The 14868-nt window shown below is 61.1% G+C and carries 14 protein-coding genes; 4 read left to right on the forward strand and 10 right to left on the reverse strand.

Features of this window, described 5'->3' with window-relative positions; all coding sequences use genetic code 11:
* Positions 1–138 precede the first annotated feature (138 nt).
* Positions 139–1071 carry an LD-carboxypeptidase gene (locus BHC62_RS17350; protein WP_070995639.1) on the forward strand — a complete coding sequence of 311 codons (933 nt, stop codon included), beginning with the start codon at positions 139–141 and terminating at the stop codon, positions 1069–1071.
* A 98-nt stretch (positions 1072–1169) separates the two neighbouring features.
* On the opposite strand, the gene BHC62_RS17355 is transcribed toward BHC62_RS17350, so the two are convergent.
* From BHC62_RS17355 to leuS, 5 genes are all read right to left on the reverse strand, one after another.
* Positions 1170–2495: a lytic murein transglycosylase gene (locus tag BHC62_RS17355; RefSeq protein ID WP_070995640.1), complete on the reverse strand. Its 1326-nt coding sequence runs from the start codon at positions 2493–2495 to the stop codon at positions 1170–1172.
* Positions 2496–2556: 61 nt separating this feature from the next.
* Positions 2557–2721, reverse strand: a complete 165-nt coding sequence (gene arfA, locus BHC62_RS17360; protein ID WP_003176285.1) for an alternative ribosome rescue factor ArfA — start codon at positions 2719–2721, stop codon at positions 2557–2559.
* Between the two features lie 149 nt (positions 2722–2870).
* Positions 2871–3908 (reverse strand): DNA polymerase III subunit delta, encoded by a 1038-nt coding sequence (gene holA, locus BHC62_RS17365; RefSeq protein ID WP_070995641.1) that lies wholly within the window; start codon positions 3906–3908, stop codon positions 2871–2873.
* A 39-nt stretch (positions 3909–3947) separates the two neighbouring features.
* Complete coding sequence (lptE, locus tag BHC62_RS17370) at positions 3948–4553, reverse strand: LPS assembly lipoprotein LptE (RefSeq protein ID WP_070995642.1); 606 nt, start codon at positions 4551–4553, stop codon at positions 3948–3950.
* 90 nt (positions 4554–4643) lie between these two features.
* A complete protein-coding gene (gene leuS / locus BHC62_RS17375; protein WP_070995643.1) occupies positions 4644–7250 on the reverse strand; it encodes a leucine--tRNA ligase in 2607 nt (868 codons plus the stop codon).
* 262 nt (positions 7251–7512) lie between these two features.
* On the opposite strand from leuS, the gene BHC62_RS17380 reads away from it, so the two are divergent.
* Positions 7513–7830 carry a hypothetical protein gene (locus tag BHC62_RS17380; protein WP_029292245.1) on the forward strand — a complete coding sequence of 106 codons (318 nt, stop codon included), beginning with the start codon at positions 7513–7515 and terminating at the stop codon, positions 7828–7830.
* Positions 7831–7914: 84 nt separating this feature from the next.
* Positions 7915–8676 carry a YdcF family protein gene (locus tag BHC62_RS17385; RefSeq protein WP_070995644.1) on the forward strand — a complete coding sequence of 254 codons (762 nt, stop codon included), beginning with the start codon at positions 7915–7917 and terminating at the stop codon, positions 8674–8676.
* Positions 8677–8740: 64 nt separating this feature from the next.
* Here the strand turns inward: BHC62_RS17385 and lnt are convergent, their stop codons facing one another.
* The 5 genes from lnt to miaB form a co-directional block, all read right to left on the reverse strand.
* Positions 8741–10264 carry an apolipoprotein N-acyltransferase gene (gene lnt / locus BHC62_RS17390; protein WP_070995645.1) on the reverse strand — a complete coding sequence of 508 codons (1524 nt, stop codon included), beginning with the start codon at positions 10262–10264 and terminating at the stop codon, positions 8741–8743.
* Between the two features lie 8 nt (positions 10265–10272).
* A complete protein-coding gene (locus tag BHC62_RS17395; RefSeq protein WP_005791724.1) occupies positions 10273–11112 on the reverse strand; it encodes an HlyC/CorC family transporter in 840 nt (279 codons plus the stop codon).
* A 42-nt stretch (positions 11113–11154) separates the two neighbouring features.
* Entirely contained in the window at positions 11155–11613 is a 459-nt protein-coding gene (gene ybeY / locus BHC62_RS17400; RefSeq protein ID WP_029292240.1) for an rRNA maturation RNase YbeY, read from the reverse strand.
* Positions 11606–12610 carry a PhoH family protein gene (locus BHC62_RS17405; protein WP_029292238.1) on the reverse strand — a complete coding sequence of 335 codons (1005 nt, stop codon included), beginning with the start codon at positions 12608–12610 and terminating at the stop codon, positions 11606–11608. Before BHC62_RS17405 ends, ybeY begins: the two co-directional genes overlap by 8 nt.
* A 237-nt stretch (positions 12611–12847) precedes the next feature.
* The gene (gene miaB, locus BHC62_RS17410) at positions 12848–14176 is read right to left on the reverse strand and encodes a tRNA (N6-isopentenyl adenosine(37)-C2)-methylthiotransferase MiaB (protein WP_029292236.1); all 1329 of its coding nucleotides are present in this window, start codon (positions 14174–14176) and stop codon (positions 12848–12850) included.
* A gap of 132 nt (positions 14177–14308) precedes the next feature.
* Here miaB and BHC62_RS17415 point away from each other — a divergent pair, with 132 nt between their 5' ends.
* The gene (locus tag BHC62_RS17415; protein WP_003215457.1) at positions 14309–14635 is read left to right on the forward strand and encodes a DUF1820 family protein; all 327 of its coding nucleotides are present in this window, start codon (positions 14309–14311) and stop codon (positions 14633–14635) included.
* The last annotated feature ends 233 nt before the right edge of the window (positions 14636–14868 follow it).

Raw genomic sequence — 14868 nt, forward strand, 5'->3', positions numbered from 1 at the left:
ATGTGGAATGCGGGCTTGTGTGGGAGCGGGCTTGCCCGCGATAGCATCACCTCGGTGCAACTGATATACCGAGGCGCCTGCATCGCGAGCAAGCCCGCTCCCACATTGGGTTCTGCGCTACAGATAGGGAGAACATGGATGACCGCTCAAGCGAGTGCCGTCGTACCCGCGTTGCGAGTTGAAGGCACTATCGGCCTGATCGCCCCCGCCGGCCCTGCCGCGCTTGATGTGGAAAAGGCCGGGCAATGGATGCGTACCCGTGGCTACGAGTTGCGGATCTTCTCGGGGGTGTACGAGCGCGACGACTACCTGGCCGGCAGCGATAAAGTACGCCTGCGCGACCTGCATGCAGCCTTCGCCGACCCCGATATCGACGCCATCTTCTGCCTGCGCGGTGGCTACGGCACTCCACGTTTGCTCGACGGCGTGGATTTCGCCCTGCTGGCCGCCAACCCCAAGCCCTTCGTCGGCTACAGCGATATCACCGCGCTGCACTTGGCGATCAGCCGCTACGCCGGTTTTGTGACCTTCCACGGCCCGATGCTCAATGCCGACCTGCTCGGTGACAAGCAACAACCCACCGAATCATCGCTGTTCAGCCTGCTGCGTGGGCAACTGGGGGCTGGCAGTGTGCTGGCGCACCCGGTGGCCTACCCGTTGACCACCGTTGAGCCAGGCATCGCCAGTGGGCGCCTGCTGGGGGGCAACCTGTCAATGATCGCGGCCGTGATGGGCACGCCGTTCGAAATCGATGCCGAGGGCATCATCCTGTTTATCGAGGACGTCAACGAACCGATCTACCGTATCGACCGCCTACTGACGCATTTGCGCCTGGCGGGCAAGTTGGCGCAGGTTCGCGGTGTGCTGGTGGGGGATGTAGCGGGGGTAGATAGCGCGGCGCTGGACAGGCTGCTGAAACAGACGTTCGCATCGTTATGCATCCCGGTCCTGTCCGGCTGGCGCAGCGGTCATTGCGACCCGAACCTGACCTTGCCGATGGGCGCCTTGGTGCGCCTGGATGCGGGGGAACAGCGGTTGGTGCTGGAGCAGGATGTGGTGCTCAAACCTTGAGTATTTAGTCGTCTGTCAGGCCGTTATCGCCAGCAAGCCCGCATTTGCCCCTGTGGGAGTGGGCTTGCTCGCGAAGGCGGTAGCCGCTTTACGCAGTTCTAGCGGCTCTGCAAGGATTCCAGCAACTTCACCGTCGGGTACCCATCCGCCGGCCAGCCCAACGACTGCTGCGCCGCACGAATCGCCTTGCGCGTATTGGCTCCGATAATCCCATCCGGGTTGCCCGCCTCATAACCCTTGGCACTCAACACCGTCTGCAACTCGATACGCTGGGAGCGGGTCAGTGGCAGTTCGTCCGTTGGCCAATCCCCGCGAATCACGCCGCCCCCGCCAAAACGCTCGGACAACAGGCCGACTGCCAGGGCGTAGGACGACGAGTTGTTGTACTTGAGGATCGCGCGGAAGTTATCTAGCACCAGGAATGCCGGGCCACGGTGGCCTGCCGGCAGCAGCAGGGCAGCGGACAGTGTGTCTACGTTGGGCGACACGCTGGCGCCGGCCGGCACCTGCAGCCCGAGTTTCAACCATTCGCCCACCGGCTTGCGCACCACGCCATCGGCCAGGGCGTAGTCGAAGTTCGTTGGCAATTGCTGCACTTCAAAGCCCCACGGTTGGCCCTTCTGCCAGCCAGAGCTTTGCAGGTAGTGCGCGGTGGAGGCGAGGGCGTCGGCGGAGCTGTTCCAGATGTCGCGGCGTCCGTCACCGTCGAAGTCCACCGCGTGGGTGTTATAGGTGGTTGGAATGAACTGGGTCTGGCCCATGGCACCGGCCCAGGAACCGCGCATCTGTTCGGCTGGGATATCACCATGCTGGATGATTTGTAGCGCGGCCAGCAATTGCGCCTGGGCGAATGCCGGGCGGCGGCCTTCGTAGGCCAGGGTCGCCAGGGAGCGGATCACCGAGTTGTTGCCCTGGAAGGAGCCGAAGTTGCTTTCCATGCCCCACACCGAGACCAATACCTGGCGGTCCACGCCGTAGCGTTGTTCGATGCTTTGCAGGATATCGGCATGCTTGATCAGCAATGCCTGGCCATTGCGCACGCGCAACGCCGACAGGGCACCGTTGAGGTATTCCCACACCGGCCGGGAGAACTCCGGTTGGCTGCGGTCGGCACGGATGATCGCCATGTCAGGGGTGACGTTGGCGAAGGCGCTGTCGAACACTGCAGGCGTAATGCCGGCCTTCAGGGCTTCGACGCGAAAACCCGCCTGCCATTCGGCGAAGGTCTGGGTCGGTTGGATATCGAGATTGGTCACGGCCAGGGGCGCAACTACGGCGGGTGCAGCAACCGGTGCGGTCTGGAGTGTGGGCAGGGGCTGAGCGTCGGCGGCGGTGGGTTTTTCGGCGCAGGCGACTAACAGGATCAGGCTGGAGGCAGCAATCAATTGGCGAAGGTGCCAACGACGGGAAAGACTAGAGGGCATGCACAGGTCCAGGAAATACGAATCAGGTGCAGACCTTATCATGCCAGAGGGGCACTTGCCTTCAGGCAGCCAGAAAGTAAGAAGCCTCCCAGCTATTAGACTGGAAGGCTTCGCGGCGGTAGCTGCCTTTGCCTTTGCCGGCTCGTTCCTGGCGACTGCGGAACAACGGCTGGGCGATGATGGATTTGGCCTTGTTGGGGCCATGCTTGGATGGCTTTTTGCTCATGATCGGTGCTCTCCGATGGGTGGGTAATGCGCTGCGAATCATCTGCCGAAGTTGGCCGGCTGTCCAGCCCGGCGCGATGTAGGACATGGCCTCGGTCTGAATGTGAAATGCCGCTCCCACATTGGTTTTGTGTTGCTCTGGAGGATTTATTATTCGGCAGGCAGTGTCAGGCGTTGGCCGGACATAAGCAGCGACAAACGGCTCAAACTCATCCACGGCGACCCGGCAGCCTGGCCCTTGATCTGCGCATCGATGCGCTGGGCTTCGAGCAACAATTGCGCCCAGCGTTGCGCCGAGTGCCGTTGCAGCGCCTTGCTCATCAGGGGCTTGCGTTTGTCCCAGACCGGGGGGCGGGCCTGGCTGAAACATTTGTCCAGTGGCGTGCCCTGGCTGTATTGCAGGGCAATATTGGCCAGCACACGCAGTTCGCGGGCCAGGGCCCAGAGAATCACTGGCGGCTCCACACCTTCGCCGCGCAGCCCTTCGAGCATGCGCAGGGCATGCGCCGGTTCGCCATTGAGGATCGCGTCCACCAGCCCGAATACGTCAAACCTTGCACTGTCGGCCACCGCACCTTGCACGGTTTCAACGGTGATCTGCCCGTCTTCGGCCATCAGCTTGAGCTTTTCGATTTCCTGGGCGGCGGCCAGCAGGTTGCCTTCGACCCGAGCCGCAATCAGCTCGACAGCATCTTGGGTGGCAGACAGCCCGGCTTGCGACAAGCGCTGGCGAATCCACTGCGGCAACTGGCTGCTGTCGACCGGCCAGATCTGGATGAACTGGGTTTGCGCCCCTTCCACCAAGGCCTTGCCCCATTTGGTTTTCTGCGCGCTGCCATCGAGCTTGGGCAGGCTGATCAGTAACAGCGTGTCCTCGGCGGGGCGTGAACAGTATTCCATCAGGGCTGCCGCGCCTTTATCCCCAGGCTTGCCCGAGGGCAGGCGCAACTCCAGCAAGCGTTTTTCGGCAAACAGCGATATGCTGGCCCCGGCCTGGAGCAGGGAGCCCCAGTCGAAGCTGGCATCGGCGCTGAACACTTGGCGTTCATCAAAGCCTTGCTGGCGCGCAGCCTGGCGAATGGTGTCGGCGGCTTCCTGGCACAGCAGCGGATCATCGCCACTGACGATGTATACAGGCGCGAGGTTGCCTTGCAAGTGTTTGGCGAGTTGGGCGGGAGCGAGTTTCATAGGCAGGATGAACGGGGCGCTTGACGCGCCCCGTCTGGTTTACTCGGCTGGGACTTCAACAGGCGATTGCTTGGGGATGCTGTTTTCATAGTCTTGCGCGGCTTTCAGCGCTTCGGCATCCGCCTTGGCCTTGGCGTCGGCAGTCTGCTGCAGGGCATCCAGTTGGGCCGGGCTGATCATTTGCAGGCGTAGCACCATACGCTGGACCAGGTCACGACGCATTTCAGTGCGCACCTGATTGACCTCGGTGTCCGAGCCGACCAGATTGTTGCCGTCATGAGTCACGACCTTCTGCACTTGCAACTTGTCGCTGATCAGCGGCAGTTGGTCGTGGCCCTGGATCTGGAACATGAGAATGTTGCTCAGCTCGATGTCCGAAGAGCGGCCGGCGCTGGCGTAGCTGATATTACGCTGGGTTTCTTTCTCGTCGATCAGCGCCAGCTTGTAAGCTGCACCGGGATAGACTTTGACGCCGCTGTTTTCCAGGGTTTGGCGCAGCTGGGTCACGGTTTCGCCATAGGCGTTGCGTGCGCTGACATCCAGTTCCTTGATCGCCAGTTCCGTGGTGCCGGTGCCGCGCAGCTGGAAGCCGCAAGCGCTCAGCAATACGGCAAGGCCCATAACCAGCAGGTTGCGTTTGATCATTTTATTGCTCCCCTTGAAACCATGTGGGCCTTATCGAGGCCCTGGAGGTTTTGTTCGGCGCCAGGGCTCTTGCCCCGGCGCCCGATCCGATTAGCTAGCGACGATATTGACCAGTTTGCCGGGCACCACGATCACTTTTCGGATCGTCAGGCCTTCGGTGAAGCGCAGCACGTTCTCATTGCAGCGAGCAGCGGCTTCGACTTCCTCACGGCTGGCGCTGGCGGGCATGTCGATCTGGCCGCGCAGTTTGCCGTTGACCTGAATCACCAGTTGCAGCGTGTCCTGTACCAGGGCGCTGTCATCCGCGACCGGCCATGTAGCGTCGATCACCGCGCCGCTGTGGCCCAACTGGCTCCACAGGTCGTGGCTGATGTGCGGAGTAATCGGCGCCAGCAGCAGCACGACGGTTTCCAGGCCTTCCTGTACCAGCGCGCGGTCCTGCTCGGTGACCTGCGGGGCTTTTTCCAGCACGTTCATCAGCGTCATCACCTGGGCGATAGCGGTGTTGAACTTGTGATGCTGGCCCACGTCCTGGCTGGCTTGCTTGATGGCCAGGTGAGTGCTGCGGCGAATCAGTTTTTGCTCATCGTTCAGCGACGCCACGTCCAGTTTGCCCGGCAAGCCCTGGCTGACATGGGCATGGGCCAGGCGCCAGACGCGCTTGAGGAAGCGGTGCGAGCCTTCGACGCCGGAGTCCGACCATTCGGCGCTCATATCGGGCGGCGAGGCGAACATCATGAACAGGCGGCAGGTATCGGCGCCGAACTGATCGATCATCGACTGCGGGTCAACGCCGTTGTTCTTCGACTTGGCCATTTTCTCGGTGCCGCCGATTTCCACCGGCAGGCCGTCGGATTTCAACTTGGCGCTGATCACCTTGGCCTTGCTGTCGCGCTCCAACTCGACGTCCGCCGGGTTGAACCAGGTGTAGGCGCCATTGGCTTCGCGGCGATAGTAAGTGTCGGCGATCACCATGCCTTGGGTCAGCAGGTTCTTGAACGGCTCGTCGGAGCTCACCAGGCCTTCGTCGCGCATCAGCTTGTGGAAGAAGCGCGCGTAGAGCAGGTGCAGAATCGCGTGTTCGATACCGCCGATGTACTGATCCACCGGCAACCAGTGGTCGGCTGCGGATTTTTCCACCAGGCCGCCTTCATAGTGTGGCGAGGCGTAGCGGGCGTAGTACCACGAGGACTCGACGAAGGTGTCCATGGTGTCGGTTTCACGCTTGGCAGGCTGGCCGCATTTGGGGCAGGTGCACTCGTAGAACTCGGGCATGCGCGCCAGCGGCGAGCCGGCGCCGTCTGGCACCACGTCTTCTGGCAGTACCACCGGCAGTTGGTCTTCCGGCACTGGCACATCGCCACAGCTTTCGCAGTGGATGATCGGGATCGGGCAGCCCCAGTAGCGCTGGCGGCTGATACCCCAGTCGCGCAGGCGGAACTGGGTGCGCGAGGCACCAAGGTTTTTCTTGATCAGGGCGACTTCCATGGCGTCGAAAGCGCCTGCGAAGTCCAGGCCGTCGAACTCGCCGGAGTTGATCAGGGTGCCGTGCTCGCCGTAGGCGTCTTGCCACGGGGCCGGGTTGCTGTCGCCGGAGCTGGTGCGTACCACCGACTTGATCGGCAGGTTGTACTTGGTGGCGAATTCGAAGTCGCGCTCATCGTGGGCCGGTACGGCCATTACTGCGCCATCGCCGTAGTGCATGAGCACGTAGTTGGCGACCCACACCGGCAGTTTTTCACCGGTCAGCGGGTGCTCGACGAACAGGCCGGTTGGCAGGCCTTTTTTCTCCTGGGTGGCGACGTCGGCTTCTGCCACGCTGCCGCCTTTGCATTCGGCGATAAAAGCCTGCAGCTCAGGATTGTTCTTGGCGGCCAGGGTGGCCAGCGGGTGTTCCGCGGCCACGGCGACGTAGGTCGCGCCCATCAGGGTGTCCGGACGGGTGGTGAAGACTTTCAGTGCGCCCTCGGCGCCGATGGAATCGACGTTGTACGGGAACTGCACTTCCATGCCCTTGGACTTGCCGATCCAGTTGCGTTGCATGGTCTTGACCTGTTCAGGCCAGCCCGGCAGGTCGTCGAGGCTCGACAAGAGTTCATCCGCGTAGGCGGTGATCTTGAAGTAGTACATCGGGATTTCGCGCTTCTCGATCAGCGCGCCGGAACGCCAGCCGCGACCGTCGATCACTTGCTCGTTGGCCAGGACGGTCTGGTCGACCGGGTCCCAGTTCACGGTGCCGCTTTTTTTGTAGATCACGCCTTTTTCGAACAGGCGAGTGAACAGCCATTGTTCCCAGCGGTAGTAGTCCGGCTTGCAGGTGGTCACTTCGCGGGACCAGTCCACGGCCAGGCCCAGGCTGCGCAGCTGGGACTTCATGTAGGCGATGTTTTCGTAGGTCCACTTGGCGGGCGCTACGTTGTTTTTCATCGCGGCGTTTTCCGCAGGCATGCCGAAGGCGTCCCAACCCATAGGTTGCAGGACGTTCTTGCCGAGCATGCGCTGATAGCGGGAAATCACGTCGCCGATGGTGTAGTTACGCACGTGCCCCATGTGTAGTTTGCCGCTGGGGTAAGGGAACATCGATAGGCAGTAGTAAGTCTCCTTGCCTGGCTGTTCACTGACTTCAAAGGACTTTTGCTCATCCCAGAAAGTTTGGGCGGCATTTTCTATTTCACGGGGCTGATATTGTTCGTGCATGGCTACTTTTGAACTGAATAGGGGTGGCCTAATCCTCTTCGGTGCATTGTCCGGGTTGATCGACACCAAAAAGCGGCGCGTCCGTGCCCAAACCCTGCGGGAAGTGGAGTTACAGGAAGCGCCGTAGCATACATGACCCCACTCTATCGAGGGAAACCCTGATTGCGCAGCGCAGGCCGTTGGTCGCGGCGCGCGGTTGGTTGCGTCAGCGCAGCTACGCTGTTTATTGGGGAGTGAGACTTATCTTTAATGAGGTGAGGGGATGGTTGATTCGCAGCGAATGAGAACGAAACCTGAAGTGTATGAAGGACTGATCGACCGTTTGGGTCGAGCACTGGACGCAGCCAGAACCGCTGGCCGATTGCGTGACGAACGGCCTGATGAGCTGGAACTGCGAGGCTTGAGCCCCGCAGAGTTTGAAGTGATCAAGGCCTACCTGGACTTGAACGCGCGCCCAATCCCGCAATGGGTGGCTCCTGTGCCAGCCAGGGAGGCGGTGCGATCGTCCAAGGTGGTATGGCTCAAGGACTTGTCGGCCAGCCGTGGCCCGGAAAAGCTGCGGTCTGCACGATTCAAGTAACCTGATCAGCGTTATCCGCCGCGTGTAAAGATTGTCGCTAAACCCCGTTACACCTTAGGCTTCGGGCATCTTTGGAGATGCTCGATGCCTATTCGTTATTTCATTAAACAATTATTGCTGCCGCCCGGCATTCTCTTGCTGCTGCTGGCCCTTGCCTGGTGGTTTCGTCGCAGCCGCCCGCGCTTGGCTGGGCTGTGCTTTGCCTTGGGGTTTGGCGGGATGTGGCTGATCAGCCTGCCGGTGATGGTGGAGTGGGGCGCACGGGCGCTGGAAACCGAACCACCATTGGCCGTGGAAGACTGGGCCAGCCTGGCGCAACGGGCCGATGCCATTGTGGTGTTGGGCTCGGGTCGCGAGCGGGGCGATCCGGCCTGGGGCGCAGACCAACCGACCGGTGTCGGCCTTGAGCGCCAGCGGTATGCGGCGCGATTGGCCAAGGCGTCGGGGTTGCCGGTGCTGACCACCGGCGGCCTGCACTATGGCACGCCGCCCAGCGAGGCGGAGTTGATGGCGGTGTCGATGCAACAAGACTTTGGCGTAGCCGTGCGCTGGAAGGAAGAACGCAGCCGCACGACCTGGGAAAATGCGCAGATGAGTGCCGAGATCCTGCTGCCCCAGGGCGTCAAGCGCGTGGTGCTCGTGACCCAGGCCTGGCATATGCCCCGTTCGGTGTGGAGCTTCGAGAAGGCCGGCTTTACCGTAGTGCCGGCGCCGGTCGGCTTCCTGGGTGTGGACAATGCCCGGCCGCTGGGTGGTTGGATGCCGGAGTTCAAGTCGATCTGGCAGAGCGGGCAGTTGATCAATGAGGCGGTGGGACAGGTAGGTTACCGGCTGTTCTACCGTTAACGCCGCACATCAACCTGTGGGAGCGGGCTTGCCCGCTCCCACATTGGGTTTTGTGTTTTTCTGCCTAGACCGTCTTGGCCATGCGCCCGGCCAGCAACGCCCAGCCAAACAGCCCCAGGCACAGAATGATCAGCGGCCACGAGCGCCATTGCAGGTACGGCGTCAGGTTGTGCATCGGTACCACTTCACCGTAGAGGATGCCCCGCTGGAACTGCGGGATCTGCTCGGTGATCTGCCCGTACGGGTTGATCAGGCCGGTCACGCCGTTGTTGGTGGCGCGGATCATCCAGCGGCCAGCCTCAAGGGCGCGCATCTGGGCCATTTGCAGGTGCTGCAAGGGGCCGATGGAGGTGCCGAACCAGGTGTCATTGCTGATGGTCAGCAGCAAGTCGCTGCGGGCGGCGAGGCTGGCGGCGAACTCGGGGTAGACCACTTCGTAGCAGATGTACGGCGCGATCTGATAGCCCTTGGCTTGCAGCAGCGCCTGATCTTCAGGGCCGCGGGCAAAGTCCGACATCGGCAGGTCGAAGAACGCAATCAGGCCGCGTAATACATCCTGCAGCGGTACGTATTCGCCAAAGGGCACCAGCTTCTGCTTCAGATAGGTGCCATCGCCCTGGCCGACCACGGTGATGCCATTGAAGTAGCGCTTTTCATGGCGCACTTCCTGGCGAATCGGCACGCCGGTGATCATTGCACCGTTTCGGTCAGCGGCGAACTTGCCCATCATCCCCAGGTAGCCCTCGACGGACTCCTTGAGCACTGGCACGGCGGTTTCCGGCCAGATCAGCAGGTCGACGCGCTTGGAGGCAAAACTCATGTCGCGATACAGCGCCAGTTGCTCGTTGAGCTGCGCCGGGTCCCACTTCATGCTCTGTTCGACATTGCCCTGAATCGCGGCGACGGTCAGCGGCTCGCCTGCGGGGCTGGTCCAGGCATGGTGCTTGAGTGCCAGGCCAATGGCCCACGGTGCGACCAGCAGTACCAGGCCGGCGCCGACAAACACGTTGCGCCGGGCCGCCAGCATGCGGGGCAGGTTGACGATCAGCGCAGCGCTCAGGGCCAGGGCAAACGAAATCAGCCACACCCCGCCCAGCGGCGCGAGCCCGGCCAGCGGCCCGTCGAGTTGGCTGTAACCGGAGTACAGCCAGGGGAAGCCGGTGAGGAACCAGCCGCGAAACGCTTCCTGGCCCACCCACAGCGCGGCAAACGCCAAGGCATCGGCCAGGGGCGCTTCGTTGCGGCGCAGCCAGCGCGCCCAGAGCCAGGCGGGTAGAGCGAAGAACAGGGCGATCGCTGCGGTGAACGCGAGCATCAACATCCCGGCCAGCAACACCGAAGCGCCACCAAAGTGATGGATGCTGTAGTAGATCCAGCTGGTGCCCGCCCCAAACAGGCCAAAACCGAAACACCAGCCACGCCCGAAGGCCTGGCGTGGTGTCAGTTGGCGCATGCCGGCATAGAACACCCCGACCGCCACCAGTGCCAGCGGCCAGATATCGAACGGCGCCAGCGCCAGGGTGGTGATAGCACCGGCCACCACGGCCAGCAGGTTACCGGGCCAGCCGGGTGCGGTGAGACGGCGCATATCAGTCCTTAGCGGGCAATAGGTGTCAGGCGGATCAGGTGGATGCGACGGCTATCGGCATTCAGGATGCGGAAGCGATAGGCGCCGATCTCGGTGGTTTCGTTGCGCTTGGGCAGGTGGCCAAACGCACTCATCACCAGGCCGCCGACGGTGTCGAATTCGTCATCGGAGAATTCGCTATCGAAGAACTCATTGAAGTTCTCGATCGGCGTCAGCGCCTTGACCAGGAAATCCCCGCTGGGCAGCGGCTTGATGTAGCTGTCTTCTTCGACGTCGTGTTCGTCTTCGATATCGCCGACGATCTGTTCCAGCACGTCTTCGATAGTCACCAGGCCGGCGACGCCGCCGTACTCGTCAATGACGATGGCCATGTGATTGTGGTTGGCGCGAAATTCGCGCAGCAGCACATTCAGGCGCTTGGACTCAGGCACGAAGGTCGCAGGGCGCAGCAGGTCCTTGATGTTGAAGCTGTCGCCGTTCTCCTTGAGGATCAGCGGCAGCAAGTCCTTGGCCAGCAGGACACCCATGACGTCGTCATGGCTTTCGCCGATCACCGGGTAGCGCGAGTGCGCCGAGTCGATCACGGCCGGGAGGAATTCCCGTGGGGTCTGGGTCGCCTTGATGCTGATCATCTGCGAACGCGGGACCATGATGTCCCGGACTTGCAGGTCAGCCACCTGGATGGCGCCTTCGACGATGGCCAGCGCTTCGCTGTCCAGCAACTTGTTCTGATGGGCCTCGCGCAGCAGCTCCAGCAGCTCCTGGCGGTTTTTCGGCTCGTGGGCAAAAGCCTGGGTCAGTTTACCCAGCCATGACTTTTGCCCGTTGCTCGATCGGTCTTCGCTCATAGCGATTACTCTAAATCCTTGATTGTTTCAGTTGAGTGTCGATTAGTGTTCGTCGTCCGCATAGGGATCAGGATGACCCAACTCTGCAAGCAACGTTCGTTCCAGTGCTTCCATTTCTTCGGCTTCTTCATCATCTATATGGTCGTAACCCAACAGATGCAAGCAGCCGTGCATGACCAGGTGGGCCCAGTGGGCCTCCAGGGCCTTGCCTTGTTCCTTTGCCTCGCGCTCCACCACCTCGACGCAGATCACCAGGTCACCCAGCAGCGGGATATCCAGCAATTCATCCGGTACATCGGCGGGGAACGACAGCACGTTGGTTGCGTAGTCTTTCTGGCGCCAGGTGTGATTCAGCTCGCGGCCTTCAGGCTCATCCACCAGGCGGATGGTCAGTTCCGAGTCGGCGGTGCGCTGGCGCAGGGCCAGTGCGCACCATTGGCGGAACTGTGCTTCGCTGGGGGCTGGCGCTTGGGTGGCCAGTTGCAGGTCAAGCTCAAGCATCGCGACGGTTGTCCTTCGACAGGCCATCGTCGCGGTGTTCGAAGCGCTCGTAGGCCTCGACAATGCGCTGCACCAGCGGGTGACGCACCACGTCCTTGGGCATGAAATGGGTAAAGCTGATCCCCGGCACGTCCTTGAGCACTTCGATGACCTGGCCCAGGCCCGACTTGGTGCCCTTGGGCAGGTCGACCTGGGTGATATCGCCGGTGATCACTGCCGTTGAGCCGAAACCGATACGGGTCAGGAACATCTTCATCTGCTCGACCGTGGTGTTCTGGCTTTCGTCGAGAATGATGAAGCTGTTGTTCAAGGTGCGGCCGCGCATATAGGCCAGTGGGGCGATCTCGATCACCTGGCGCTCGATCAGCTTGGCTACATATTCGAAGCCGAGCATTTCATACAGTGCGTCGTACAGCGGGCGCAGGTACGGGTCGATCTTCTGGGCCAGGTCGCCGGGCAGAAAGCCCAGCTTCTCGCCCGCTTCCACTGCCGGGCGCACCAACAGGATGCGTCGCACCTGTTCGCGCTCCAGGGCATCCACCGCACAGGCCACGGCCAGGTAGGTCTTGCCCGTACCGGCCGGGCCGATGCCGAAGTTGATGTCGTTGCCGAGGATTTCCTTGACGTAGCGCTGCTGATTCAAGCCGCGTGGGCGAATCATGCCTTTTTTGGTACGCAGCGCCACGCTGGCTTCGGCCACCGGGTTGTTGGCCAGGTCTTCCACGGCTGATTCCTGCAGGTACAGGTGCACCGTCTCCGGCGACAGCTCGCTACCCTTGGTTTCGCGGTAGAGGCGACGCAGCAGGTTTTCTGCAGACGTGGTGTGCTGGGGTTCACCAATGAGCTCGAACTGATTGCCGCGATTGCGGATCTCGATGCTCAGGCGTTGTTCGATCAGGCGCAGGTGCTCGTCGAACTGTCCGCACAGATTGGCGAAACGACGAGCCTCAAACGGCTCGAGGAGGAAACGATGGGGTTCTGCTATGGGTGCGTTCAAGGTTGCTTTTAGCCGCCCTTTGGCTGTTTAGGTGAAATAGAGGATAACGCCAGCCGCCGGTGTGCGAAAGCACTTAAATGGACGGGCTTGGCTCTCAGGAACAACGAAGATCCACTGTGGGAGCTGGCTTGCCTGCGATAGGGCCGCCCCGTTCGAAAGAGATACTGCCTGTTACATCGCTATCGCAGGCAAGCCAGCTCCCACATTTGATCTGCATTTGCCTTCGGATCTGCTCCGTCAGTTGATCAACGAGCCGCGCAGCGAGTGCGGTTGCGCCGCGTCGATGTGCACGTCGGCGAACTGGCCAATCAGCGTCGGGTTGTCGCAGCGGAAGTTCACGATCCGATTATTCTCGGTACGCCCCTGCAATTCGCCCGGGTCTTTCTTCGAGTAATCGGTAACCAGAATGCGCTGGGTCGAACCGACCATTTGTCGGCTGATCTCGAAACCCTGTTGGTTAAGGCGATGTTGCAGGGCGTTCAGGCGCTCCTTTTTCAGCGCTTCCGGGGTTTCGTCCGCCAAGTCGGCAGCCGGGGTGCCGGGGCGCTGGCTGTAGACGAAGGAGTAGGAGAAGTCGAAACCGACGTCTTCAATCAGCTTCATGGTCTGCTGGAAGTCTTTCTCGGTCTCGCCGGGGAAGCCAACAATAAAGTCCGAACTGATGCAGATGCCCGGCACGGCGGCGCGCAGTTTGCGTAGCTTGGACTTGTATTCCAGGGCCGTGTGGTTGCGCTTCATCGCCGACAGGATGCGGTCCGAGCCCGATTGCACCGGCAAGTGCAGGTGTTTGACCAACTCTGGCACTTCGGCGTGTGCCTGGATCAGGCTGTCGGAGAATTCCAGCGGGTGCGAGGTGGTGTAGCGGATGCGCTCGATACCGTCCACCGCCGCGACCACGCGAATCAGCTCGGCCAGGTCCGCCAGGCGCCCGTCATGGGTCTGGCCCCGGTAGCCGTTGACGTTCTGCCCCAGTAGGGTCACTTCGCGCACGCCGTTTTCGGCCAGGTGGATGATTTCCGCCAGCACGTCGTCGAACGGGCGGCTGACCTCTTCACCACGGGTATAAGGCACCACGCAGAAGGTGCAGTACTTACTGCAACCTTCCATCACCGACACATAAGCACTCGGGCCGTCGATGCGTGGTTCGGGCAAGTGGTCGAATTTTTCGATTTCCGGGAACGAGACGTCCACCTGCGGCAGCTTGGTAATGCGCGCGGCGTCGATCATTTCCGGCAGGCGGTGCAGGGTCTGCGGGCCGAAGACCACGTCGACATAGGGCGCGCGGTCGCGAATGGCGGCGCCTTCCTGGCTGGCCACGCAACCGCCGACGGCGATCACCATGTCCGGGTTGGCCAGTTTCAGTTCGCGCCAGCGGCCCAGCTGCGAGTAGACCCGGTCCTGGGCCCGTTCGCGGATCGAGCAGGTATTGAGCAGGATCACGTCGGCATCTTCGGCGCGAGCCGTGACTTCCAGGGCCTGATGTTCACCCAGCAGATCGACCATGCGCGAGCTGTCGTACTCGTTCATCTGGCAACCGTGGGTTTCGATGTAAAGCTTCTTGGCCATGGGAATCGTCAACTGGTGGTAAAGAACCGCGCATTATAGGGGGCATGCCCATTGGTTCCTAGCACTGTGCATCGGGTGCCATGCTATAGTTCGCGCCCTCATTTATATCCGCCGATGTGCTGCCCACCCCCCATGACCAAACGTGAAGCTCCAATCTACAAGGTGATTTTCCTTAACCAGGGCCAGGTGTTCGAAATGTACGCCAAGCAGATCTATCAAAGTGATCTGTGGGGCTTCCTGGAAGTGGAAGAGTTCGTCTTTGGCGAGCGCACGCAACTGGTCGTCGATCCGGGCGAGGAAAAGCTCAAGGCCCAGTTCGAAGGCGTGGTGCGCAGCTTTGTGCCGATGCATTCGATCGTGCGCATCGATGAAGTCGAGCGCCTGGGCACGCCAAAAATCAGCGAGGCCCGGGGCATGAGCAATGTCATGCCGTTTCCGATGCCGATGCCTGAGAAGTAGTATTCAATTATTTTGTAGGGTGTTTCCGATTTTGCGCTCTAATGCATAGACATTTTGTTTGAAAAATAGCAGATTTTGTTTATGCAGAGAGCAGGCCCTGAATACATAAATAATAAAACGCCGTGAGACTTTCCAAACTTCAGCCGCACTTTACGCCTGATTTTTACTTAATGGGTAATCGAAAAAAAGCGATCCTGAAATGGATCTGCATTCGTATCCTATTGCCCCGTTAA

The sequence above is a fragment of the Pseudomonas sp. 06C 126 genome (assembly GCF_001855215.1).
GTDB lineage: Bacteria > Pseudomonadota > Gammaproteobacteria > Pseudomonadales > Pseudomonadaceae > Aquipseudomonas > Aquipseudomonas proteolytica.

Bases quoted from the DNA above. Each gene is read 5' to 3' on its own strand.
- BHC62_RS17415 (WP_003215457.1), top strand. From the start codon at position 14,309: ATGACCAAACGTGAAGCTCCAATCTACAAGGTGATTTTCCTTAACCAG.
- leuS (WP_070995643.1), bottom strand. From the start codon at position 7,250: ATGCACGAACAATATCAGCCCCGTGAAATAGAAAATGCCGCCCAAACT.
- arfA (WP_003176285.1), bottom strand. From the start codon at position 2,721: ATGAGCAAAAAGCCATCCAAGCATGGCCCCAACAAGGCCAAATCCATC.
- BHC62_RS17350 (WP_070995639.1), top strand. From the start codon at position 139: ATGACCGCTCAAGCGAGTGCCGTCGTACCCGCGTTGCGAGTTGAAGGC.
- BHC62_RS17385 (WP_070995644.1), top strand. From the start codon at position 7,915: ATGCCTATTCGTTATTTCATTAAACAATTATTGCTGCCGCCCGGCATT.
- lptE (WP_070995642.1), bottom strand. From the start codon at position 4,553: ATGATCAAACGCAACCTGCTGGTTATGGGCCTTGCCGTATTGCTGAGC.
- ybeY (WP_029292240.1), bottom strand. From the start codon at position 11,613: ATGCTTGAGCTTGACCTGCAACTGGCCACCCAAGCGCCAGCCCCCAGC.
- lnt (WP_070995645.1), bottom strand. From the start codon at position 10,264: ATGCGCCGTCTCACCGCACCCGGCTGGCCCGGTAACCTGCTGGCCGTG.
- holA (WP_070995641.1), bottom strand. From the start codon at position 3,908: ATGAAACTCGCTCCCGCCCAACTCGCCAAACACTTGCAAGGCAACCTC.
- BHC62_RS17395 (WP_005791724.1), bottom strand. From the start codon at position 11,112: ATGAGCGAAGACCGATCGAGCAACGGGCAAAAGTCATGGCTGGGTAAA.
- BHC62_RS17355 (WP_070995640.1), bottom strand. From the start codon at position 2,495: ATGCCCTCTAGTCTTTCCCGTCGTTGGCACCTTCGCCAATTGATTGCT.
- BHC62_RS17380 (WP_029292245.1), top strand. From the start codon at position 7,513: ATGGTTGATTCGCAGCGAATGAGAACGAAACCTGAAGTGTATGAAGGA.
- miaB (WP_029292236.1), bottom strand. From the start codon at position 14,176: ATGGCCAAGAAGCTTTACATCGAAACCCACGGTTGCCAGATGAACGAG.